We start from the raw sequence: 24,693 nt of genomic DNA, 5'->3' as shown, positions 1-24,693 counted from the left end.
GGGGGCCCCTTTTGCCCAAGCAGCTACTGGAAGTTTCCTCCCAGTAGCTGACAAACTCAAAAATCAACTTACTAGGAGTACATTAGCAAGCTGAGCAACAACGCGAATTGAGATTGAGCGATTTGACTTTGATTCATAGTATTCTTCATAAGTGAAACCGCCTTTCTTTCTTCGTCTTGTTTAATGATGATTTTATTATAACATGAGAATTTGATGAGTCAACACTAATTTTATTTTTTTATTAATCTGATGGGAAACGCTGCGAACCTCTCATTCAATCTCCCGCATAAACACTAGCGCCAGACATAAAAAAAGATTTCTGAATAAATTCAGAAATCTTTTTTATTGATAACATCCCTGCTTTTTCAGCCGTCGCCCTCTTCAAGGCACGACAATGACAACCAAAAACAAGAACCTTTAATTATTCATATTATTAGAACAAACCAGTAATCTGCCCGTTTTCATCAATATCGATGTCCAAGGCGGCTGGATGCTTTGGCAAGCCAGGCATGGTCAAAATTGACCCGGTCAGAGCAACTAAGAACCCTGCACCTAACTTGGGCACGAACTCACGGATATGAACCGTAAAGTCCTTCGGTGCACCTAATTTCTTCGGATCATCAGAAAGCGAGTATTGCGTCTTCGCCATCACGATTGGCAACTTGTCCCAACCGTATTGCGCAAAGTCCTTCAATTGCTTTTCCGCTTTAGCAGATAGTTCGACAGCTGCGCCGCCATAAATGTTTTCAACAATGGCCTGCAACTTCTCCAATGCAGGCGCATCTTCTTGGTACAGTGGGGTAAAATCAGCATTCGCCTGGTCGATAGTTTCAATCACCGCCTGGGCAAGGTCCTTGGCACCAGCACCACCCTGGGCCCAAACATCAGCCCAGAAGACCTGGGCATCCAGTGTCGCCACAAAGTCTTCAATCATCTTAATTTCAGCGTCGGTATCAGCCGTGAACCGGTTCACCGCTACCAAAACTGGGCGACCATAGCGTTGCATGGCCTTGATGTTTTGGCCAAGGTTTTCCACCCCAGCCTTTAAGGCTGTCAGGTCTTCTTGGTTCAAATCAGCTAGCGCGGCACCACCGTGGTGTTTCAAAGCACGAACGGTCGCAACAACCACAACCGCATCGGGTGCCTTGCCCAGCTTTGGCACCTTGATGTCCATAAACTTCTCGCCACCAAGGTCCGCACCGAAACCAGCTTCCGTGACAACGTAGTCCGCTAATTTCAACGCCGTCTTCGTTGCCAAAACGGAGTTTGTTCCCTGCGCGATATTGGCAAATGGACCGCCGTGAATAATAGCTGGTGTGTGGGCCAACGTCTGAACCAAGTTGGGCTTAATCGCGTCCTTCAAGAGAACGGTCAAGGCGCCAGCAACACCCAAGTCAGCAACCGTCACCGGCTCCTTATCATAGTTGTAAGCCACGACAATCTTTTTAATCCGCTGCTTCAAATCTTGTAAATCAGTTGAGAGGGTCAAAACGGCCATTAACTCGGAAGCAACCGTAATATCAAAGCCATCCTCGCGTGGCACACCTGAAGTTGGTCCACCAAGACCAATCGTCGTGTGACGCAAAGCACGGTCATTAATATCCAAAACCCGCTTCCACAAGACGCGACGAGGATCAATCTTTAATGGGTTGCCTTGGTAAATACTGTTATCCAGCGCTGCCGCCAGTGTGTTGTGAGCACTCGTCAAAGCGTGGAAATCACCAGTGAAATGCAGGTTAATATCAGCCATTGGAATCACTTGCGAGTAACCACCACCGGTCGCCCCACCCTTGAGGCCCATCACTGGGCCAAGGGAAGGTTCCCGCAAGGCGATCATAGTCTTTTGTCCAGCCAAACTCAAGGCATCCGCCAGGCCAACCGTTACAGTTGACTTTCCTTCACCAGCCGGTGTCGGATTAATCGACGTCACCAAAATCAGCTTACCTAAGTCTGATTTACGATCAACACTTTTATCCAGGTTAATCTTGGCCTTATCATAGCCGTAAGGCTCAATTTCATGCGCCTGCAAGCCTGCTTTTTCAGCAATCTCGCTGATTGGTTGAACAACTGCTTCTTGTGCAATTTCGATATCTGTTTTCACTGGCACATCCTCATTCTTTCGCTAAGTCAACCGCCCAATGACCGATGTCATGACGATAAACTAAGTCACCATGGGTCTTATCCAAAACATCATATACTAAGGCCTGCGCACTCACCGTGTCCTTGGCATGGCCAACAACCGTTGCCACGCGACCACCGCTAGCGACCAAGCCATTTTCAGCAAGTTTAGCACCAGCGTAATTAACCGTCAATGGTGACAAATCAGCTGCCGTTGGCACCACGCCCCCCTTCTCGGGTGCCTGTGGATAGCCCGGCGCTGCCAATACAACCCCTAAGTAGACATCGTCTTCTTGCCACTGTACTTCTGGCTCTTTTCCTGCCAACAAGTCCAAAATTAATTGATAAAAATCAGATTGGAGCTGAGGCAAAACCACCTGGGCCTCTGGATCACCAAAGCGCACGTTGAACTCAATCACCTTTGGTCCTGCTGCAGTTAACATCACCCCGGTATATAAGACACCGGTAAAGGGTGTCCCCCGGTCAGCCATAGCAGCTAACATTGGTGTTACTAATTCATCAACTGCCTGCTTGGCATCCGCTGGGCGCAACCAAGAAAGTGGGCTATACGCCCCCATTCCACCGGTATTCGGTCCGCGGTCATGATCGTAACGGCGCTTATGGTCTTGTGCCATTGGCGCATGGACAACCTGGCCATCTTGACCCACCAAAGAGAAGATGGAAAATTCAACCCCGTTCAAGAATTCCTCAATCACTAATTTAGCGGTTGGGTCCTTCTTGTACAGGCTCTGCAGGTATTCATCGGCACTCGACTGGTCTTCGATAATCGTGACACCCTTACCGAGCGCCAAACCATCCAGCTTAAAGACCATTGGCCAATCAAAGCTAGCAATCGCTGACCTTGCTTCGTCTTGGCTTGTCACCGTCACAGCCTTGGCCGTTGGAATTTGGTTAGCAGTTAAAATTTCCTTGGCAAAGGTCTTTGACCCTTCCAACTGTGCGGCAACGGCATTTGGACCAAAAATCTTCAAGCCTGCGGCTTCAAAGCGGTCGACAATTCCTAAAATCAAAGGATCTTCGTTGCCGACAAAGGTCAAATCGACCTGTTGATCTTGAGCAGCCTGAACTAAGGCATCTAAGTCGTTTGCCCCAATGGGTAAGCGAGTCAAGTTTTCTTCCTGCATGCCATCGTTCCCAGGAGCCACGAAGACTTCATCAACCTGGGGACTTCTCAAAAATGTTTGGGCAAGCGCATGTTCACGCGAACCTGAACCAATTACTAATACCTTTGCCATAACGATTGTTCCTCTTGCTTAATGCTTGAAGTGACGACGACCTGAGAAGACCAAAACCAAGCCCAATTCATCGGCCTTATCAATTGAATCTTGGTCCTTGATGGATCCACCAGGTTCAACCACTGCCTTGATGCCGTTTTCAGCGGCGTAAGCCACTGAATCATCCATTGGGAAGAAGGCATCAGATGCCAAAACAGCATCTTCAAAGCCAGGCTTTGCCTTGGCCTTTTCGATTGACATCTTTACTGAGTCAATTCGGTTTGGTTGACCGGCTCCAACACCCAATGTCTGACCATCGCGGGCTACCACAATGGCGTTGGACTTCGTGTGCTTAACAGCCTTTTGTGCAAAGACCATTGCCTTCAACTGTTCGGCAGTTGGTTGTGCCTTTGATACGACCTTAAAATCAGCTTCCGTTTCGGACAACAAGTCACGGTCCTGGGCAACAAAGCCACCCAAGACAGAAGTTACTTCAGTGTGATTTGGCACATCCGTTGTGAATGGCAAAGTCAAAAGACGCAAGTTCTTCTTCTTGGCCAAAACTTCATAAGCTTCCTTGGTAAAGCTTGGGGCAATAATGATTTCCAAGAAAATCGCGTGCATCTTTTCAGCAGTTGCCAAATCAACTTCGCGATTCAAGGCCACGATACCACCAAAGATTGAAATATCATCGGCAGCAAAGGCTTGGTCCCAAGCTTCTTCAATCGTTGCGCCCTGACCAATACCAGCTGGGTTCATGTGCTTAACCGTTACGACTGTTGTTTCATCGTATTCAGCAATGATGCGCAAGGCTGCATCAGCATCGCGAATATTGTTGTAAGACAATTGCTTACCGTGCAAGATATCAGCATTCAAGATTGAATACTTTTCAGGCAATGCACTTGTATAAACGGCAGCGTTTTGGTCTGGGTTTTCACCGTAACGCATGTCATCAAACTTTTCACCAGAAATTGTCAATTGTTCTGGGAATTCCTTGTCAGTCAAATATGAGGCAATCAAGGCATCATAAGCGGCAGTGTGTTGGAAGACCTTCGTTGCCAATTGACGGCGGAACTTTTGGTCATCTTCGCCACTCTTCAAGTGGGCAATCACTGCTTCGTAATCCGTTGGATCAACGACTGGCAAAACAGCAGCAAAGTTCTTGGCTGCTGAACGCAACATTGATGGGCCACCAATATCAATGTTTTCAATGGCATCCGCATCGGTGACGTCAGGCTTCAAAATCGTTTCCTTGAATGGGTACAAGTTCACAACCACCATGTCGATTGGTGTAATGTCATGTTCCTTCAAAGTTGCCATGTGTTCAGGCAAGTCGCGACGGGCCAACAAAGCACCGTGCACGCGGGGGTGCAAAGTCTTCACACGACCATCCAACATTTCTGGGAAGTTCGTGACGTCTTCAATGCCAATGACATCCAAACCGGCATCGGCCAAAGCCTTGTGTGTACCACCCGTTGACACCAATTCAAAGTCTAATGCTACTAATTGCTTGGCAAAGTCTACCAAACCTGTCTTATCGGAAACGCTTAACAAGGCCCGTTTCATTGTAAAAATACCCCTTTTTCTAGTAAATCAGCTAATACTGCTGGATAAAGTTCATGTTCAACTGCGTGAATTCGTTCAGTCAAATCTTCCAGTGAATCTTCTGGCAATCGTGGCACTGCCTGCTGGGCAATTGCTGGTCCAGTATCAATACCGTTGTCGATGAAGTGAACAGTCACACCCGTTTGCCGGACACCGGCCTCATAAGCATCTAGGATACTATGGCGACCAGGGAACTTGGGCAACAAGGCCGGGTGCAGGTTAACAATCTTTTGTGGAAAGGCGGAAAGCAGTGTTTCCGTCAAGATGCGCATATAGCCGGCAAGCAAAATCCCATCAACTTGGTGTGCCTGTAATTCTTCTACAATGGCTTGTTCGGCTGCCGCCTTACTTTCATAGCTTGGGTACCGCACTTTGAAAACCGGAATATTCCACTTTGTCGCGCGCTCGATAACTGGCGCGTCTTGGTGATCAACAACAACCAAAACGATTTCTGCCGGTAAGTCTTTGTCAACAATTGCCTCTTGCAGGGCAGAAAAGTTCGTTCCTGTCCCAGAAGCAAAGACGGCCAACCGGGCCTTTCGTTGCTTTACTTGGCTGGCCATGGCGCATCCCCCTCAAAGAAGACCGCTTCACGATCTGCTTCAGCTGGCACAATTTCACCAATCCGATAGGCTGGTTCATCGCGTTCTGCTAACTGGTCTAAAATAGCGTCCGCCTTGTCAGCAGGGACCGTCAAGACCATGCCCAAACCGTTGTTAAAGGTCAACAACATATCATCGAGGGATAGGTTACCAGCCTCTTGCAACTTCTTAAAGATTGGCAAAATTGGCCATGTGCCCCAACTGATTTTTGCTTGGACGTTCTTTGGCAAGGCTCGTGGCAAGTTTTCAACAAGGCCACCACCCGTAATGTGGGCGGCTGAGTGCACCAATCCCTGTTCAACCAATGGCCACAAAGCGTTGGTATACAGCTTTGTTGGTGCCAAAATTTCTTCTTGCAAGTAATCTGGCAAGTTGTTGAAGGCATTGGCATCATCATGGATACCCAAGACCTGGCGAACCAAAGAATAACCGTTGGAATGAACACCAGAAGATGGCAAACCAATCAAAACATCACCAACCTGGACGTTCTCGTTTTGTAGCAACCGACTTTTTTCGGCCACACCAACCGCAAAGGCAGCGAGGTCGTAGTGGTGTGGTTGGTACAAGCCAGGCAACTCGGCGCTTTCACCCCCAACAAGGGCAATCTGTGCTTCCTTGGCTGCCTTGGCAATGCCCGTCACGATTTCGGCGGCAACTGCTGGTCGCATCTTGTCGACGGCCAGATAGTCCAGCATAAAGGCTGGCTTGGCACCCTGAGCTAGGATGTCATTGACGACCATCCCCACCAAGTCCTGACCAATCGTGTTATGCCGGTTAGCGGCAATTGCTAAGAGAAGCTTGGTCCCAACGCCATCAGTTCCGGAAATCAGGACCGGTTCCTTCATGCCCGCATCAAGGGCGTAAACAGAACCAAAACCACCTAGTCCGGAGACAACGTTTGGTGTGTAGGTAGCCGAAACGGCGTCAGCCATTAATTCAACGGCCTTGTTCCCCGCTTCAATATCAACCCCAGCTGCCTCGTAAGCGTTGTGCTCTTTTGCCATTTAATTTGCTCCTTCTACTCGCTGATCTTCTGCTGGATTTTGCGGAACATACAAGCTGGTTGGCTCTTCATCAAAGGTTACCTCACCACTTGCCTTGGCTTCAGCCATTTCTGGGCTGTAGTCATAAATCGGACTTGGGTAGTGACCGCTAAAGTAGGCAGTCGTTAAGCCGGTTTCACCATCTGGCATCTGCAAACCAATTGATGCCACCAAAGCCTCGTTACTCAAAAATTCCAGTGAATCCGCTTCAATTAATTCGGTCATTTCGGCCAAAGTATGGTTGTTTCCCATCAATTCGGCCCGGGTTTGAACGTCAATCCCGTAAAAGGCTGGGTACTTAAAGATTGGGCTCGCAATTCGAACGTGGACTGATTTTGCCCCAGCTTCTTTGAGCATGCGGACAATATAACGACAAGTTGTGCCGCGAACCAAGGAATCATCGACGAGGACAACATTCTTGTCCCGAACGACGGCTTCAACTGCTGATAACTTCATCCGTACGGCGCGTTCACGCTTATCTTGGGTGGCCTCGATAAATGTCCGAGCAATGTACTGATTTTTGACCAAGCCCATTTCGTTTGGTAGTCCGGCGCCTTCGGCATAACCGCTAGCGGCAGACAAACTTGAATTTGGTACCCCAACAACGATATCGGCACCAGGAACTGGTTGTTCCTTAGCCAATGCAACCCCCATTCGCTTCCGCGCTTGGTGAACATTGATTCCGTGAATATCAGAATCGGGACGAGCGAAGTAAACATATTCCATCACATCGACGTTCAATGTCGTCTTGTCTGTGTAGTGGGTGATGTTCATGCCATCCTTGTCGATTCGAATCAATTCACCTGGTTGCACATCGCGCACGTACTTAGCCCCAACAACATGGAGAGCAGCCGTTTCGGAAGTAACCACGTAAGAACCGTTATCAGGCATTTGACCGATAACAAAAGGTCGGAAGCCGTGTGGGTCCAACATGGCATACAGGGCGTGTGGTGTCAGCAACAAGAAAGCGAAGCCACCACGCAATTGATTCAAGGCATCCTTGATTTTTTCATCAAAGGTTTCGGCCTGTGACCGACGAATCAAGTGCAAAATAATTTCAGAGTCAGATGAGGACTGGAAAATCGCCCCATCTTCTTCCAACTGGTTGCGCAAAGTTTGCGCATTGGTCAAGTTCCCGTTGTGGGCCAAGGCCAATTGTATATCATGGAAATTAGCCATCAAGGGTTGGATGTTTTCAATCCCATGCGCTCCAGCCGTTGCATAACGCAAGTGGCCAATCGCTGCCTGCCCCTTTAGGGCTTCCAAACGACGTGGGTCACCAAAAACTTCGGCAACAAGACCGATGCCACGTTCCTGCCACAGGTGACCCTGATTGTTCGCAACAATCCCGGCTCCTTCTTGACCACGGTGCTGCAACGCATGCAGACCATAGTAAGTCAAATTGGCCGCATCATCACGACCCCAGACACCAAAGATGCCACATTCTTCATTTAATGATGAGTAAGCCGCTTGTTCGGTCACTTCATTCACATATTGATTCATTGGTGTGCTCCTTATTCAGCCATCAATTGCGGAATCGCATTTTGATAACTTGCCTTGGCGGCCTTTTGGTCAACCGTTACTTGGCCATCCTTTGTTTGGATAGCAATGACTGCGTCCTTTGTTACTTGACCCAACTTGGCAACTACTGCCTTTGTTTCGGTCATCTTTTGTTCAAATGCAGCTGCTTGTTCGCTTGGTACGGACAAAACAAAGCGTCCTGGCACTTCTGCGAACAATTGTGCAGTCGTTCCTGCAAAATCAGCTTGCAAACCAAAGTCATTTGGGAAGGTTGCTTCAGCCAAAGCAACGCCCAAACCACCTTCGCTCAAGTCGTGTGCACTGGTAACTAGACCGGCTTCGATTGCCTGCAAAACAAAGTCTTGATTTGCCTGAGCAGCGTCAACGTCAAAATCAGCCAATTGACCGGCGATTTCACCAGTCTGCATCTTTTGAATTTCGCTACCGTTAAAGGTATCCCCGATAGTACCAACTAGGTAAACCTGGTCGCCATCGTTTTGGAATTCGGCACGGGTAATGTGTTGGTTGTCAGCAATCAAACCAACCATTCCAACCATGGCGGTTGGCAAGATTGCCTTGTTGTCCGTTTCGTTATAAAGACTAACGTTTCCAGAAATCACGGGGGTATTCAAGCGCTTGGCCATATCCGTGATTCCTTCAACTGATTGATGTAATTCGTAATAAACTTCTGGATTATCGGGTGAACCAAAGTTCAAGCAATCCGTCATCCCGATTGGCAAGGCACCGGTTGCGACCAAGTTTGAGGCAGCTTCGGTCACGGCCATTTGACCACCAACAAATGGGTTCAAGTAAGCGTAGCGACTGTTCACATCGGTCGTCATGGCCAAGGCCTTCTTCGTGCCGCGAATTCGTGTCACACCGGCATCCCCACCTGGCTTGACAACCGTGTCGGCGCGGACTTGGGAATCAAAGTGCCGGAACAGGCTTGCCTTTGAAGCAATTGTTGGCTGTGCCAAAAGGTCAAGCAAGACCTGGTTGGCATCTGCGACGTTTGGCTGGTATTGACTAGCACTGGCTTCCTTCAAACGAGCAGGTTCTTCCTGGGCCAACTTAGGTTCAGGTGCATTCGTCAAAAAGTCAATGTCCACGTCAGCCACTGTTTCACCGTGGAAGTTCAAACGGTAACGACCGTCGTCTGTCACCGTACCAACTGCAACGGCATCCAAACCGGCCTTTTCAAAGAGGTCGATTACTGGTTGTTCCTCGCCCTTTTGGACAACAAGCAACATCCGTTCTTGTGATTCGGACAACATCAATTCGTATGGCGTCAACGCGGCTTCACGTTGTGGGACCAAATCAAGGTTCAATTCGATTCCAGTGCCAGCCTTTGAGGCCATTTCAGAACTTGATGACAATAAGCCAGCAGCACCCATGTCTTGGATACCAATGATGCTCTTACCATACTTCTTAATGGCATCAATCGTGGCATCCATGACCAACTTTTCCAAGAAGGGATCCCCAACCTGAACAGCTGAACGGTCGGATTCTTCTGTTGATGAAAATTCTGCTGAGGCAAAGCTGGCACCGTTGATGCCGTCTCGACCAGTCTTAGCACCGACATAGATAATCGTGTTTCCTGATCCCTTAGCCTGACCAACTTGCATTTCATTTTGGTTAACCAAACCAACGGACATCACGTTTACCAGTGGGTTTCCTGCGTAAGATTCATCAAAGGCAATTTCCCCACCCAAGTTTGGAATCCCAATGGCATTGCCATAACCGGCAATGCCGGCGATGACACCATCAACGATTTGACGTGTCTTGGCATTGTCCAATTGACCAAAGCGCAAAGAATCCAAAACGGCGATTGGTTGGGCACCCATCGAGAAGATATCGCGCAAAATACCACCAACACCAGTCGCAGCCCCTTCATAAGGTTCAACAAAAGAAGGGTGGTTGTGACTCTCGGCCTTAAAGACCACGGCCTGGCCATCACCAATATCTAAGATACCGGCACCTTCACCAGGTCCTTGTAAGACACGTTCGTTTTTCGACCAAAACTTGCGCAAAGCAGGCTTTGATTTCTTGTAAGAACAGTGTTCTGACCACATTCCGGAAAAAATTCCGGCTTCGGTATAATTTGGGCGGCGACCAAGGTGGTCAACAATCAAATCGTATTCATGGTCTGTTAGACCCCAATCGGCATAAATCCGCTTTTCAGCGATCATATCTGGGCTTGGCTCATTTGCCATTGGGTTAGTTTGTTGGGTACTCATCCAAATTCTCCTTTAAAACGGATGTGTTGATTAGGCGCGGGCTTTTTGATCGACTGCGTGTAACAGGCTTTCGAAGAAAGCACGACCGCTGTCGTTACCAGTTAAGGCGTCAACTGCTCGTTCGGGGTGAGGCATCATCCCATAAACGTTACCGGCCTTGTTGGTGATACCGGCAATTTTATTCATCGATCCGTTAACATTTTCTTGGTAGCGGAAAATAACTTGATGGTTGTCTTCCAATTCCTTGAGAGTGGCTTCATCAGTAACATAATTCCCTTCACCGTGAGCGATTGGGACCTTCAAGACATCACCCTTGCTCATAGTGTTGGTAAAGTTACTATCAGCATTTTCAACAACTAAGTTGACTTCATCGCAGATAAAACCAGGTTGTTCGTTGACCAGAAGTTGGCCGGGCAACAAACCGGCTTCCGTCAAAATCTGGAAGCCATTGCAGATACCAACAACCAACTGACCGTTGTCAGCAGCAACCTTAACGGCGTCCATCGCTGGTGAAAACTTAGCAACGGCACCTGAGCGGAGGTAATCACCGTAAGAAAAGCCGCCTGGAATAAAGATGGCATCGTATGCTGAAAGGTCACTGACCTGGTCGTCTAATAAATCGACATCAACATCGAACGATTCCAAAGCGTGATACATATCCATATCACAGTTAGAACCCGGAAAAGTAATGACAGCAGCTTTCATGGGTGGTCTCCTTTTTAAATTTCTTCCAAATCGTAAGTATACGTTTCGGTATTGTGGTTAATTAATAATTCTTCAACCAAGGATTCAACTTCCTTGGCAACGGCAGCCTTATCGGCACCAGTTAACTTCACTTGGAAGTACTTTCCTTGGCTAACGTCCTCGATGCCTTGGTATTCCAAGCGCTTCAAGGCTGACTTAATAACGACCCCCTGCGGGTCCAAAATTGAGGGCTTGTAGGTTACGTAAATTTTTGCCAAATACATTTTTTCTGTACTCCTTTTACTTCAACGCGTCTTGCAGGCGTTGCAATACATCCTGGTAGCCAACACGCAAGTCACCTTGCTTCTGGCGGAAAACGTCTTTATCGAGGGACTTGCCCGTCTTTTGATCAACCAAACGCATGTTGTCTGGTGAAAGTTCATCGGCTAAGATGATTTGTCCATCAGCTAACCGACCAAATTCTAATTTGTAATCAATCAAAGTAATGTCAATCTTGTTAAACAAAGCAACCAAGAGCTCGTTGACTTGGTCAGCCAAGCCGTAGACCGTCTTTAAATCAGCTTCGCTGGCAAAGTGCAAAGACACCGCCTGTGAATCGTTCATAAAGGGATCATCGAGCTCATCGGACTTGTAATACAGTTCTTGCACACGGGGTGACAACTGTTGCATTGGCTCTACCCCAAAGCGAGAAACAAAGTGACCCGCCGTATAGTTACGAGTAACAACTTCCAAAGGAATGATGTCAACCTTCTTCACCAACTCATCGGTGGCAGAAATTGATCCCAACCAGTGATGTTGCAAGCCTTGATTAGATAAGTAAGTAAAGAGGAGGTTTGAGATGCTTGAATTCAACTCACCCTTACCACTGTATTCTTCCTTCACCTTCCCATTCAAAGCAGTTACCTGGTCCATGTAGTGCATCCAGATAATGGAAGGGTCGTTGGTTGCAAAAACCTGCTTGGCCTTTCCTTCATAAAGCAAGTCACCACGGGTAAGTTGCTGTCCGCCAAATTCAACTGTATTTTCTGTCATTTTTCCTTACTCTCCTGATTAAATGGTTTGGAAATATGTGCTTAAATCTTCGATCGCCGGTTGACCAACCACCGTAAGGTGGCCCATCTTCCGACCGGGCTTGACGGCTGCCTTTCCATAATCATGGAAATGCCAGTCGGCATGGTCAGGGAAGGCCTGACGCGCCTTTAACAATTCATCCCCCAACAAATTGACCATCATCGCGCGGTCATGGAGCTTAATTTCTGGAATTGGTAGGCCGACGATACTGCGAATATGTCCCTCAAACTGAGAAATATTGCAGGCTTCAATCGTGTAATGACCAGAATTATGTGGCCGTGGTGCTAATTCGTTGACCCAGACCTGGTTGCTGTCCTGGTCGACAAAAAGTTCGATACCCAAGACACCGCGTAAATCAAGCTTGTCGGCAATTGTCTTGGCAATTTCGTGGACTTGGCTATCCAGGTCTTTGGTAATCGCTGCTGGAATCATGCAGGTCTTCAAAATATGATTTTGGTGAACGTTTTCAGAAATTGGCCACGTTACCAGTTGTCCCTGCTTCGTCCGGGTTACCATCACGCTGACTTCCTTGGTAAAGGCAATCTTTTGCTCTAAAATCAGCACGCCACCCGGCCAGTTGGCCTTGAGCTTTTCAACATCAGCGGCAGTGTTTAAATCAAATTGGCCATGGCCATCGTAACCACCACTGACCGTTTTCAAAATGCCTGGCAAGCCAACCTCAGTGACCGCCTGATCTAAGTCCGCTGGGCTTTCAACCCGGGCAAACTTAGCAACCGGCACCTGCGCTTCATCGCGGATAAAGGCTTTTTCCGCCAAGCGGTTACTGGTAATTTCTAAGAGACGGACACCCTGTGGTACATAGGCATCCTTCAAGTCCTTTAGAGCCTCTTGGCTGACGTTTTCAAATTCATAAGTCAAAACATCTGACCGGTCCGCCAGCTCCTGGAGGGCCTTTTGGTCGTCATATTCGGCCACGATTTGATCATCACAAACCTGAGCAGTTGGGCAAGCTGGCGTTGGATCTAAGACAATCACCTTATAACCCATTTCCTTAGCCGAAAGGGCCATCATTTGCCCTAGCTGACCACCACCGATAATCCCGATGGTCTTCCCTGGTTCAAGGTAACGATTAGCCTCTGTCATTGCAACTCCCCCTCGCTTTCAATTGAGCTAGCAGTTTGCTTAGCGCGGAAATCAGCCAAATTAGCGGCAATCTTTTCATCTTGTAATGACAAAATCGAAGCGGCATAGAGGGCCGCATTCTTAGCGCCGGAATTACCGATAGCCATCGTGCCGACTGGCACCCCTCCGGGCATTTGAACAATACTCAAAAGTGAATCAAGACCGTTTAAGTTACTGGACTTAACTGGCACCCCGATAACGGGGATTGTTGTGCTGGCGGCTAACATGCCAGGCAAATGAGCTGCCCCACCTGCTCCGGCAATAATAATCTCCAAGCCATTCTCTCTGGCTTGTGAACCAAACTCCTGTAGTTGAACTGGCATTCGGTGAGCTGAAATTACGTGCTTCTCTGCTGCAATTCCTAAGTCTTGCAACAAATCAAAGGCCAGCTTCATTGTTGGCCAATCACTTTTAGAACCCATCACCACTGCTACGCGCGCTGTCATGCGGTACGCCTCCTGTATTGTTCGTGTTTTATCGATATAGAGCCACTTTCAAAAAGTTCAGTTCGCTTTAAACACATGATAACAAAACTGACGCGACTTGTGTTCGCTCTTTAATAATAATTTTCTCATATAAAAAGGGTTTTCTAGACTAAAGGCGAACAATGGGCAGAAACCCGCATTTTTCCTATGTATTATCTGTAATAAAAAAATGCCAGAATGTTGAAAAACATTCTGACATTTCTAGTGAAATTAACTTAATTTAGATTTTGCTGCAGCACGACGGTCACACCAGTTCAAATAAATCTTAGCCGTTGACGATGACAAGGCCACCGCAAGGGCAAAGATAATCAAAGCTGAATAGTCCAAATGACTGATTTCAAAGACCATAAACATGGCCATCAGTGGCGCTTGCTGGGAGGCTGCCAACAAAGCAACGGCACCAATCAAAGCGAACTGCCAAGGTGAGATGCCTGGGAACAGTGGTGCCAAAGGCACGGAAGCAACCAAGCCCAAGACACTTCCCAATGCAATCGATGGTGTCAACGTGCCACCCGTTCCACCGGCGTAAAGACTCAAGAAGGTCATCACAAATTTAGCTAAACCAAGGGCGATGAAGAAGTATAGCAAGTGATGGTCCGTTTGCAAAAAGGCATACTGGGCAGTAGCACGACCATTTCCCATCACGTAAGGGAAGGCCCAGGCAGTTAACCCAGTGACGACCCCGACCAAAGGCATCGTTAGCCAAAGCCACTTTCCCTTCGCCTGATATTTCTGCGCCCAGGCAAAGGCTTGCTTTGCCCATGCCCCAAAGATACCGGCAATTGGGCCGATGATGAGCGAAACAACCAGTAAAATCAGCGAGAAGTGATCAGCCTTTGATAAGGCATAGTAAGGATCAAAGCCCTTCACAATTGCCCCCATCAAAGCAGCAATCGTCGACATAATCAAAGACACCGAAATCGTTTTCACGGATGCCTTCTTCAACAGCAATTCAACGGCAAACAGCATCCCCGTAATTGGCGAGATATAAACGCCGGCAAATCCGGCCCCAGCAGCGGCGGCCAAGAGTAATTTTTGATCCTCCTGGCTCAACTTCAAGAACCGCCATTTGGCAGTCTTCTTTTGATAAACCTGGGCTAGCATGACCCCGGCTTGTCGAGGCGCTAACTCCCGACCAACGGACCCACCCGTTCCAACAAAGAACATCTGAGCCAAAACGTTTAAGGCCGTCTTAATCGGTGGCATTTCGTCACCTTTCAAAGCAGCATTAATGCCAACAATTTTGCGTCCACGGGAACGAATCGCCCACCAAACAAAGCCGGCAATGGTCGAGCCGATCACAACCGATAGAAAACGTCGCAGTGGACTGGCGCTGTTTGGGCTATAGTGGCGGAACGATTCATGGAAGTGCAAGAACAAAACTTCCACATGTTCCAAAAAGAGTGACAACAAGAGTGCGGCAAAGCCGATAACCACCGCCAACACGATTGTTGCAATCCCCAGTGACCAGAAGGCGCTTTCCTCTTCTTTAAATTCAGCCGCTAGCGACTGTTCATTTTGATTAGCCATAATTTCCCCTTTAGATAGGTAATCGGATTATTTGAAAACATTTAAATTCTGACAATTTCATTGGGCAAATCAGGGTCTCCTTTTTGGCCGAAAATGGCTCAACCATGCGCAGAATAAGCGGTAAATAACCGCATACTAATGTACATAATTTGGCCAAAAAATGCAAGAAGCTGGTTAAAAGTCTTTTCTGCCAAACCTCGCGCTAATAACAGCCTGATTTTCACCCGAAGTCAAATTCTTGACGATTACAAAGAAAAAGAAACTATACCAATCATTGAAAAATCAGCCCTAATTCTTTGTTGTTAAAGGGAAGAATTAGCATCTTAAAAAGCGCACTATTGCCTTTTTATCAGCTTTTTTAGCTAAAATCATTTTCATTGATTTTTTAAATGAAAGCTCAAAAACTTGCATAATATTAGAATTTGTTTTAAGTTAGACCGGTAAAGAAATAAATTCGTTTTTAGAAAGGAAGTTCTTTTATGGCAGACGACTTTGACAAGAACCGTCACATGAATCACGACAACCATGAAGAAAACAGCAAAACAGACATGGCTCATATGAATATGAGCCACGACCATCAAGGTCACGACGGCCACATGAATATGGACCATGGTCAGATGAAGATGGACAATTCTCATGACGACCACGGTGACATGAGCGACATGGATATGAGCCATGATCATCAAGGGCACGGCAACCATATGCAAATGGACCATGGCCAAATGAAGATGGATCACCATGCCCATGACGGCCACAGCGACATGGGCAACATGGATATGGGAGGCTCCCATGAAAACCACGGTGACATGGGGCACATGGATATGGGGCACGACCATAATCATCAAGGGCATGGCGACCACACGCAGATGGGCCACGAGCACGATGGTCAGATGAAGATGGACCACCAAAACCACGACATGTCGAACATGGGTAGCATGCCTGGAATGGATCATAGCCACATGGACCACGATATGTCTGGCATGGGTGACATGGGCGGTATGCCAATGAATCACAGCAACATGAAGCAGCGGTTTTGGTGGTCTTTCGCCCTCTTAATTCCACTCCTTTTCGTCGCTCCCTTTATGGGCGTTGACCTACCCATTACATTGACATTCCCCGGTTCCAACTGGGTAATGCTGATTTTGGCGGTTGCCATGTATGCCGTTGGTACACAACCCTTCTTTTCGAGCGCGAAAATCGAGTTGAAGCAAAAGAAACCAGCGATGATGTCGCTGATTTCCATGGGACTTTTGGTTACTTTCTGGGTTTCCGTCTATGCCTTTATCGCCAAGACCTTCTTTAAGGTCGATGCAATGGACTACTTCCTTGAATTCGGTACCCTGGTCGTCATCATGCTCTTGGGGCACCTGATCGAAATGCAAGCCACTATGAAGGCCGGCAACGCAACCTCCGAACTTTCAAAGCTTACTCCAGCAACGGCCCATGTTAAGGAAGGCGATTCCTTCATCGACAAGCCCGTCAGTGACCTCACGAATGGTTCTGTCGTTCGGGTCTTGGCCGGTGAATCCTTCCCTGCCGATGGAACTGTCCTTTCAGGTTCATCCCAAGTAGACGAATCCCTCATGACCGGTGAATCAAAGCCGGTCAAAAAGGCTGAAAAGTCCTCCGTCATTGGTGGCACAATTAATGGTGAAGGTACTTTACTTGTTCAGGTTTCAGCCGTCGGTGATGATTCCTTTATCGGCCACCTCAAAAAGACTTTGAACCAAACCGAAGCCAGCTCCTCCAAGGCCGAATCATTAGCCAATAAGGTTGCCGGCTGGCTTTTCTGGGTTGGCTTAACGGCTGCCATCTTGGCACTCTTTATCTGGACGGCCATCAGTGGCCTGACAACCGCCTTTAACATCGCCGTAACAACACTCATCATTGCCTGCCCACACGCTTTAGGTTTGGCTATTCCATTGGTTATCCAACGAACCAAGGCACTGGCAGCCAAGGATGGTATTCTAATTAAGAAGCACGGCGCAGTGCTGTCAGCTAAGCACTTAGATTATGCCCTAATGGATAAGACCGGCACTTTGACTAACGGTCACTTCCAAGTGCAGAAATTAGTCACGAACAAAATCAGCGACCACGATGCCCTCGCAATCATGGCCGCCCTCGAACAACAATCATCCCACCCATTGGCCAAGGCTATCGTCCAAAAAGCACAGGACGATGGTGTGACCGTCACGGCCGGACAAGATGTTCAAACCATTGCCGGGGCTGGGATTAGTGGAACCGTTAACAATCAGCAATACTCCCTGGTTTCAGCACGTTACCTAACGGAACAACACATCGACTTCGAACCACTGGATGCCGATGGTTCCATCTCCTACCTAACCGACGGCCATCAAGTCTTGGCTGCCGTTTCCCTCGGTGACAGCATTAAAGAATCAGCCAAAGACTTTGTTGCCCAACTCAAGGCCCACCAAATTACCCCTGTCCTTGTCACGGGTGATGCCAAAAAGACGGCCAATAAGGTTGCCCAAGAATTAGGAATCGATGTTGTCCAGGCAGAAGTTTCACCAGAAGACAAAATTAACTTGGTCAAGCAGTACCAACAAAAGGGTAAGACCATGATGATTGGTGATGGGATTAACGATTCTCCAGCCTTGGCCCAAGCTGATTTGTCAGTGGCCATTGGTGCAGGAACCGACGTAGCCCAGGCATCAGCCGACGCCGTGTTGATTTCGCAATCGCTACCAAAGATTATCGATTTAATTAACTTAGCCCATAACGCTAACCGCAAAGAGGTTGAAAACCTCTGGTGGGGAGCTGGCTATAACATCTTAGCCATTCCAACCGCCGCCGGTCTTTTCGCCTTTGCCGGCATCATGTTAAACCCATTGATTGGAGCCATCGTGATGTCACTTTCAACGGTTGTTGTGGCCATCAATGCGTTACTCTTACACAAGTAAGCGAGCAAAGATTAGAATTTTTAAAGTTTCTTTTATGTCAAAGCTGTATAATGAGCAGTTGAGTACAAATAAAAGGAGCTTTTTTTATGCGCAAGTATTTTGCAGAATTCTTTGGGACGATGCTGTTGGTGATCTTCGCCACCACCGCCTTGATTTACGTCACGACCTTCCAAACCGGTCAGCTCTTTGATGCCATGGCAATTTTCGGCCTGGCATTAGCAGCCTTGATGTTTATCTTTGGTCCCATGGCTAACGGTGGTCACTTTAACCCCGCCGTTTCCTTAGGAGCAGCCATCAACAAAGACATCTCTTGGAAAACCTTTGGCGGTTATTTCCTCGCCCAATTCCTTGGTGCCTTTGCCGGATTGACTCTTTCGGTTTATACGTTAATCCCAATCATTAATGCACAGCAAAGCTCCTCATCCTCTTCATCAACGTCTTCTGTTAAGGCAAGCCAATTGTTCTCCTTGTTAGAACCATCAGCAGCCAGTGCCATTTCCGTTTGGCTAGCAGTGGCCATTGAATTGTTCTTTACCTTCGTCCTAGTCTTTATCACCCTAGTTGCATTGAAAAAGCACATCAAGCAAAGCGCTGCCATCACTGGGATTAGCTTTACCCTGATTTCCTTTGTGACTTATCCACTGACAAACGGCCTGGTTAACCCAGCCCGCGTCCTTGCTCCAGCTCTTTACAAGGGTTTGGCCTCCTCTGCCCATCTCTGGTACTTCTTAATTGCCGAGATTTTGGGTGGCCTCTTAGCCGGCTTGGTCGTTAAATATTTCATGAACGAAGACGATGACACTGTTAAATCAGTTGCCGAATAATCTTTCATAACACAACAAAGGTCCTGACTAGAAAGTCAGGACCTTTTTAATTGCTAATTTTTAAATCAATCTATCTCGCTCCTCCAACAAAACTCGATCACCAGTAAAGGGCAGTATCAATGAAAGAGCCGTTGAATGCAGGGCCAGGCGCTTGCCAGCCTTGCCGTGATACAAATCATCCCCATTAATGGGGTGACCGTTACCGGCTAAATGAACCCGCAGTTGATGCATCCTACCCGTTTCCAACTCAAGACGAACAAGACTTTCGTCGCGTTCACTCTCCTCTTCTAAGACCTGATAGTGGGTAGTAGCGTTTTGGCCAGCAGGGTTAAACCAGCGCAAGCGGTCATCACTTGGATGATCGCCAATTTTTTGGTCAAACGTTCCGGTCTTTTGGTCAAATCGGCCCGTAACTCGCGCCAGATAGGTTCGCTTAATAATCTTTTCTTTAATCAAACGATTGAGAATCGGCACCACTATTGGATTTTTGGCCACAATGACCAGGCCCGAGGTCGCCCGATCCAAGCGGTGGACCATAAAGGCCTGAGCCAATTGACCAGCTGACTTTTGCGGATTTTTTTGAAAATAACCATTCACATAATTGAGCAGCGTATCCGTTTCCGTCGGCGAATGCGGGTGCATCTTCATCCCGGCGGGCTTGTTCACCACCATCAGGTCCTCGTTTTCATAGACGATGGTAAGTGAAACCGCCATATTGGCTGGATAAGGGCCCTGATGGTCCAAGAATACCTCTTCTCGGAAGGTCAGGGTTAAATGGTCACCAGTCCTTAAAACGTGTGCTGTCGAGACCTGTTGGCCATTAACCTGTAGGCCCCTTGCTTGTCGTAAATTCCCCCGCAAATGCTTTGGCAAAAAAATCTGTTTCAAGTAATCTTTCACCGCCAAGCCAGCAAAGCGATCCGTAATGGTAATTTCTCGTTGATATTTTGCAACCATTTCTTTTCCCTAGTAAAAAATCAGGGTTTCCCCTGATTTTGTGTTAGTTACTGCTGCTACTGCTACTACTACTACTTGCATTGCTTGGTGCAAAAGCGACTGAAGCACCTGGATAGTCCGATAGCAATGAATCTGGGCTATCATTAATTTCCGGCGCATTCGTGACATAGTCACCAACAGTACTCTGATCGCCATGCTGAGTGTACAAGGACGTTGAACTCAGATTTTCATTGGCCTTTTTGAAGCGAGCCAATGTCTTCGACTTTGAATAATCATAGGCTGCTGCATCAACCGCCTTGAAGCCGTCTGGATGGTAGAAACGCAGCAAATTCTTCTGGTTCAGCGTGTCAGACATGTCAAGCTTTTCGTTTGCTTCCGTCTGATACTTGTTAAACAATTTTTCCTGGTCGGGCGTTGGATCAATGACTTTTTCACCCGTCTTAGTATCCCAGATTGTGCCAGAAATAGAAGCATACTCTGGTGTCATCCAATCCTTGTTACGCATCACAACCAATTGGCTTCGATTCGTCGACAAAAGATCCTGGCCAAACTGAATATAACGTTTACTTGAAATCCCCAAAAGATGCTCGATTGTTGGAGCCACATCAACTTCACCACCATAGGTATGGTTAATGCCTCCATTTTTTAATCCTGGAATATGAATAATCAACGGTGTTCGTTGCAAGTTTTCGTTATCCAAATCCGTCCACTTGCTTGGATCCTTGCCCAAAAGCGGGGCCAAATACTTCGTATCCGTGTTATTGATGCCGTAGTGGTCACCGTAGAGCACAACCATCGTATTGTCGTACAAACCTGATTTCTTCAAATAATCGAAAAATTCTTTAATGGCCTGATCCAAATAATGGTTAGTAATAAAGTAATTATCAATATACTTAGAACCAGAATTAGACGTTTGGAAATTAGGATCCTGGTCATCCTTATCAATTTCATACGGAATATGGTTAGAAACCGTGATGTACTTCGCATAAAACGGCTGTTGCAACCGTTCCAGGTATGGAACTGAATCTTTAAAGAGCAACTTATCCTTCAAGCCCCAAGCGGTTGATTTTTTGCCACTCGTATCAAAGTACTCACCCGAAATCCAATTCTGATAACCCATGTTCTTGTAGACGTTCGTTCGGTTCCAGAACGATCCGGTATTACCATGGAAAACAGCTGATGAATAGCCCGCTCGTTGGTTCAAAATTGCGGGCATGGCCTGGAAGGTCTGATCATTGCCCAACTTGGCAAAGAGCGAACCTTGTGGCAGACCATAAGTCGATGTCTCTAATAGATTTTCAGCATCAGACGTTTTTCCTTGACCAACTTGATGGAAGAAATTATCGAAAGCAATTGTATCCTTGCTGTGATACAAAGAATTTAAGAACGGTGTTACTTCTTGTCCATTGACCTTCCGATCAATCGAAAACTGCTGGAATGACTCCAAATGAATCACAATAACGTTCTTTCCCTTCGCCTTGCCAGCATAGGTTGGATTCATGCCAACGTAGTGATCTTGAACATACTTTTTCACCTTTTGCAGTTCTTCAGGTTTTGCTGATTTTCGCACCTGACTGGTCTTAAAGGTGTTATAGGCATCGAGGATTGTAAAGGGACCAATACCCAAATACTTAACCAAATATTCCCGGTCAAATTGCCGCGTCAACAACTGGGGCCGATCAACATCAGCCAGTGCCAAATTGGCCATGATTATTAACCAGCCAATGGCTATCAAGGTTGAGGTTTTACCAGGACGCACCTCTTTTCGATCACGCTTAATCTTTTTAAACAACAAAAGACCTAAAAGAATCACAACGTCAATCCAAAATAAAAAGTCGTGGGCGCTAAAACTAATCGCACCAGCTGCCTTACCACCCTGGTTAACTGACGAGTAGTTCAAAATCACGTTAACACTCAAATAGTCAGTAAATTCACGATAATAAGTCACACTAATATAAAGGTAGGTCGTCAGGGCCGTGTAAAGGACCATCATGCCACCATAATACAGGTTACGATTCTTAAAAAACAGCGGCAGCGCAAAAATCAGCATCGTAAACCCGATTGGGTTAATCAACATCAAGAAAACTTGATACAATGACGACACGTGCATCCAGTTAAAATCCATCCCGTAAGCCAAAAAAGTTTTCAAGATGAATAGCGAAACTAATAATGTATAAAAACCTAGGCGGGTCTGAATTTTTGTTCGACCTGCTTGGTAAACCGCCTTTAAACGATGCGGCTTTTTTTGTACGTCTTTTTCCATAATAAGGCCATTATACGCCTATTTGTGGGGGCTTTCAGTTAAAAATCATTTCAAGCACGTATCTTTTTTCTGTTTTTAAAACCCTCTCTTTTTCCCTTGCTAATTTTAAATAAATACGTGACAATAGAATCAATCGAACCACTAAAGAGGATATTTTTATGCCAAAGTATAATGCTTATTTAATCGACCTTGATGGAACCATCTACCATGGCAAGCAACCCATTCCAGCCGCTAAACGATTTATTGAGCGGTTGCAGACTGCCAAGATTCCTTACCTGTTTGTCACAAATAATTCAACAAAAACAGCCAAGGACGTCGCTGACAACCTAACAATCAACCATGGTATCAAAACAACGGTTGACCAAGTTTATACCTCAGCCATGGCGACCGCTGACTATGTTAAAGGTTTGACTGATGATGGCCAAAAGGTCTATCTAATTGGCGAAGCTGGCCTAAAAGATGCCTTGGAAAATGCCGGTATCGATCTTGTACCCGCTGATGAAGCCAACGTTGTGGTGATGGGCCTTGATCGTCACTTTACCTACCAGAAGCTCAAGGAGGCAACCTTTGCGATTGCTCGTGGGGCAAAGTTTATCGCCACAAATGCTGATACTAACCTGCCAAGTGAAGAGGGTATGTTGCCTGGAGCCGGTTCTCTTGTGGCCGCCCTCAAAACGGCAACCGGAGTAGAACCCACTATTATTGCTAAACCAGAAGCCCCAATTATGGAAGGTGCGCTGGCCAAGCTCAACCACCCCGACCGCCCCGTCATGGTTGGTGACAACTACAATACCGACATTCTGGCTGGTATCAAAAACGGCCTCGATACCCTTCTGGTTTACACCGGCGTTTCCAAACCGGCTGAAGTGGCCAAAGAAGTCAACCAACCAACTGATTTTGTCGCCAACTTTGATGAATGGTCTGTTGAATAATTTAATTGAATAAAAAAACCGGATAACCGGTTTTTCTAAATGGAAGCCAACCCAATCAAGGGCTTTGGCTTCTTTTATTTTGCTTGAGCTTGCAATTCAAGCAAGCGGTTGTTAAGGTCTGGGTCAGCTGCCTTTAAATACAGCCCTTTTTTACCACGCTTAGCTAAGATATTTAAAGCATTGTACATAAAATCAGTCTTGGCCTGGGCGATGGCATCAGCATCCGTCAAATTGGGGTTCTTTTTATAAATTTCTTTGTGAGTCACCTTTGTCGGATTAACGACCATCCGGTCGGTCTTAGCATCATACTCAAATGCTGGGCTCAGCAAGACACCCGCATAATTCAGATCAAAGCCTTGAACCGTGTAGATGGAACCAACCTGGTTAATTGACTCTGGTCTGTTGGGCCATGTCTTAACCTGCGCATCAAATTCATCCCATGGCAAGTCAAAGCCATCCAATACCACATGGTGGGCACCATCGGCCCGCCGCTGAAAGCCGGTTGTTGCCAGCACACGTGCTAGACCCCCCTCCTGGTTGCGCGCCTTAATCGTTGCAAAGAGCGCATCTGCTCGTTCAAAGATACGCAGGTCGTAATCACCCTGATCAGCCGGCAAAGGGGACAGTTTGCCAGTGACAAAGTTATCAATCCAAGTCGACACTGAAGCATTAGCTTCCATTCGATATTGAAAGTTCATTGGGAAAATTCGATGGTCATAGGGGGTTAAAACCTGATTTAACAGCTTTTCATTCCAAAACATCTTGCCCTGAATGACTTGCTGAAAATCAAAAACAACGACCACAACCTTCGCTAACTTGATAATCTCAGTTAATTGATTGTCCTGAAAAAAGCGAATATAGGGCTCTCGCTTACTAAGTAGGAGATGACCCTCATCGATTAAAACAACATCATAGTGACTATCCGTCTTATGCGCACTATTAATCAGTGATGTCGGCCGAACATAATCTTTTTTATAAAGATCTCGATAGCGTGCGCCCATTTCCTGGTAGACCTTTAACAGCTCTGGATGGTTAACGGTAAAGACCGTTTTTAACCCCTGATAGGGGCTGTCAGGGTCTTTCATACCTTGGCGAATATTCTTGAACAGCTTTGTTAGTAAAACGCTTTTACCTGTTCCTGCAGCGCCTTCAATCACCGCTACGTGATGGCCTGGTGTCTTCAAACCATCACTTATGTACTCTTGTAAATCAGCAAGAATACCACTTTGATTCGTACTCAGATGATCAATATCAAAGGGCTTTAAATTGTCATTTCCCATTTTTTCCATAATCTGATTATACAATTTCTGGATAGGTCAGACAAAGTTGTTCTAAAACCAATATGCTGATAAAAGCTATTTGAAAACACAAAAAAAGAAGCCAAAACCAGTAACTGGCTTAACTTCTTGCACAAAAAAAGAAGACCGAGGTCTTCTTTATCATGGGCCATCCAGGACTCGAACCTGGGACCTCTGCGTTATCAACACAGCGCTCTAACCAA

Annotated in this window: 19 protein-coding genes; 3 read left to right on the top strand and 16 right to left on the bottom strand. The window is 46.8% G+C overall.

Features of this window, described 5'->3' with window-relative positions; translation table 11 throughout:
* Positions 1 to 433: 433 nt before the first annotated feature.
* The 13 genes from AOQ32_RS07045 to AOQ32_RS06985 form a co-directional block, all read right to left on the bottom strand.
* A complete protein-coding gene (locus tag AOQ32_RS07045; protein WP_059394200.1) occupies positions 434 to 2,101 on the bottom strand; it encodes a formate--tetrahydrofolate ligase in 1,668 nt (555 codons plus the stop codon).
* Between the two features lie 10 nt (positions 2,102 to 2,111).
* Complete coding sequence (gene purD, locus AOQ32_RS07040; protein WP_059394196.1) at positions 2,112 to 3,374, bottom strand: phosphoribosylamine--glycine ligase; 1,263 nt, start codon at positions 3,372 to 3,374, stop codon at positions 2,112 to 2,114.
* Between the two features lie 18 nt (positions 3,375 to 3,392).
* On the bottom strand, positions 3,393 to 4,919 hold the full coding sequence (gene purH / locus AOQ32_RS07035) for a bifunctional phosphoribosylaminoimidazolecarboxamide formyltransferase/IMP cyclohydrolase (protein ID WP_059394195.1): 1,527 nt from the start codon (positions 4,917 to 4,919) through the stop codon (positions 3,393 to 3,395).
* Positions 4,916 to 5,521: a phosphoribosylglycinamide formyltransferase gene (gene purN, locus AOQ32_RS07030; protein ID WP_059394194.1), complete on the bottom strand. Its 606-nt coding sequence runs from the start codon at positions 5,519 to 5,521 to the stop codon at positions 4,916 to 4,918. The genes purH and purN overlap by 4 nt, the downstream gene beginning before the upstream one ends.
* Positions 5,506 to 6,564 carry a phosphoribosylformylglycinamidine cyclo-ligase gene (purM, locus tag AOQ32_RS07025; RefSeq protein ID WP_059394193.1) on the bottom strand — a complete coding sequence of 353 codons (1,059 nt, stop codon included), beginning with the start codon at positions 6,562 to 6,564 and terminating at the stop codon, positions 5,506 to 5,508. The genes purN and purM overlap by 16 nt, the downstream gene beginning before the upstream one ends.
* The gene (gene purF, locus AOQ32_RS07020) at positions 6,565 to 8,106 is read right to left on the bottom strand and encodes an amidophosphoribosyltransferase (RefSeq protein ID WP_059394192.1); all 1,542 of its coding nucleotides are present in this window, start codon (positions 8,104 to 8,106) and stop codon (positions 6,565 to 6,567) included.
* 11 nt (positions 8,107 to 8,117) lie between these two features.
* Positions 8,118 to 10,361: a phosphoribosylformylglycinamidine synthase subunit PurL gene (gene purL / locus AOQ32_RS07015; RefSeq protein WP_083994460.1), complete on the bottom strand. Its 2,244-nt coding sequence runs from the start codon at positions 10,359 to 10,361 to the stop codon at positions 8,118 to 8,120.
* Between the two features lie 30 nt (positions 10,362 to 10,391).
* Complete coding sequence (gene purQ / locus AOQ32_RS07010) at positions 10,392 to 11,066, bottom strand: phosphoribosylformylglycinamidine synthase subunit PurQ (protein ID WP_059394191.1); 675 nt, start codon at positions 11,064 to 11,066, stop codon at positions 10,392 to 10,394.
* Positions 11,067 to 11,080: 14 nt separating this feature from the next.
* Complete coding sequence (gene purS, locus AOQ32_RS07005; RefSeq protein WP_059394190.1) at positions 11,081 to 11,329, bottom strand: phosphoribosylformylglycinamidine synthase subunit PurS; 249 nt, start codon at positions 11,327 to 11,329, stop codon at positions 11,081 to 11,083.
* Positions 11,330 to 11,345: 16 nt separating this feature from the next.
* Positions 11,346 to 12,098 carry a phosphoribosylaminoimidazolesuccinocarboxamide synthase gene (locus AOQ32_RS07000; RefSeq protein WP_059394189.1) on the bottom strand — a complete coding sequence of 251 codons (753 nt, stop codon included), beginning with the start codon at positions 12,096 to 12,098 and terminating at the stop codon, positions 11,346 to 11,348.
* 18 nt (positions 12,099 to 12,116) lie between these two features.
* Positions 12,117 to 13,241, bottom strand: coding sequence for a 5-(carboxyamino)imidazole ribonucleotide synthase (purK, locus tag AOQ32_RS06995; protein ID WP_059394188.1), 1,125 nt, complete (start codon positions 13,239 to 13,241; stop codon positions 12,117 to 12,119).
* On the bottom strand, positions 13,238 to 13,726 hold the full coding sequence (gene purE, locus AOQ32_RS06990) for a 5-(carboxyamino)imidazole ribonucleotide mutase (RefSeq protein WP_059394187.1): 489 nt from the start codon (positions 13,724 to 13,726) through the stop codon (positions 13,238 to 13,240). The genes purK and purE overlap by 4 nt, the downstream gene beginning before the upstream one ends.
* Positions 13,727 to 13,975: 249 nt before the next feature.
* Positions 13,976 to 15,295 (bottom strand): chloride channel protein, encoded by a 1,320-nt coding sequence (locus AOQ32_RS06985; protein WP_083994459.1) that lies wholly within the window; start codon positions 15,293 to 15,295, stop codon positions 13,976 to 13,978.
* An 890-nt stretch (positions 15,296 to 16,185) separates the two neighbouring features.
* Here AOQ32_RS06985 and AOQ32_RS06980 point away from each other — a divergent pair.
* Together AOQ32_RS06980 and AOQ32_RS06975 are read left to right on the top strand one after the other, a co-directional pair.
* Entirely contained in the window at positions 16,186 to 18,216 is a 2,031-nt protein-coding gene (locus AOQ32_RS06980; protein ID WP_059394197.1) for a copper-translocating P-type ATPase, read from the top strand.
* A gap of 86 nt (positions 18,217 to 18,302) precedes the next feature.
* The gene (locus tag AOQ32_RS06975; protein WP_059394186.1) at positions 18,303 to 19,040 is read left to right on the top strand and encodes an MIP/aquaporin family protein; all 738 of its coding nucleotides are present in this window, start codon (positions 18,303 to 18,305) and stop codon (positions 19,038 to 19,040) included.
* A 60-nt stretch (positions 19,041 to 19,100) separates the two neighbouring features.
* Here AOQ32_RS06975 and AOQ32_RS06970 read toward each other — a convergent pair whose 3' ends face one another.
* Both AOQ32_RS06970 and AOQ32_RS06965 read right to left on the bottom strand, forming a co-directional pair.
* Positions 19,101 to 19,997, bottom strand: a complete 897-nt coding sequence (locus AOQ32_RS06970; RefSeq protein ID WP_059394185.1) for an RluA family pseudouridine synthase — start codon at positions 19,995 to 19,997, stop codon at positions 19,101 to 19,103.
* A 43-nt stretch (positions 19,998 to 20,040) separates the two neighbouring features.
* Entirely contained in the window at positions 20,041 to 22,260 is a 2,220-nt protein-coding gene (locus AOQ32_RS06965) for an LTA synthase family protein (protein ID WP_083994458.1), read from the bottom strand.
* A gap of 158 nt (positions 22,261 to 22,418) precedes the next feature.
* Between AOQ32_RS06965 and AOQ32_RS06960 the strand changes: the two genes are divergently transcribed.
* Positions 22,419 to 23,192 carry a TIGR01457 family HAD-type hydrolase gene (locus tag AOQ32_RS06960; RefSeq protein WP_059394184.1) on the top strand — a complete coding sequence of 258 codons (774 nt, stop codon included), beginning with the start codon at positions 22,419 to 22,421 and terminating at the stop codon, positions 23,190 to 23,192.
* A 74-nt stretch (positions 23,193 to 23,266) separates the two neighbouring features.
* Here AOQ32_RS06960 and AOQ32_RS06955 read toward each other — a convergent pair whose 3' ends face one another.
* Positions 23,267 to 24,496 (bottom strand): DUF2075 domain-containing protein, encoded by a 1,230-nt coding sequence (locus AOQ32_RS06955; RefSeq protein WP_242976726.1) that lies wholly within the window; start codon positions 24,494 to 24,496, stop codon positions 23,267 to 23,269.
* Between the last annotated feature and the right edge of the window lie 197 nt (positions 24,497 to 24,693).

The sequence above is a fragment of the Fructobacillus tropaeoli genome (genome assembly GCF_001047135.2).
GTDB classification, from domain to species: domain Bacteria; phylum Bacillota; class Bacilli; order Lactobacillales; family Lactobacillaceae; genus Fructobacillus; species Fructobacillus tropaeoli.
This window is presented reverse-complemented; position numbering and strand designations above follow the sequence as displayed.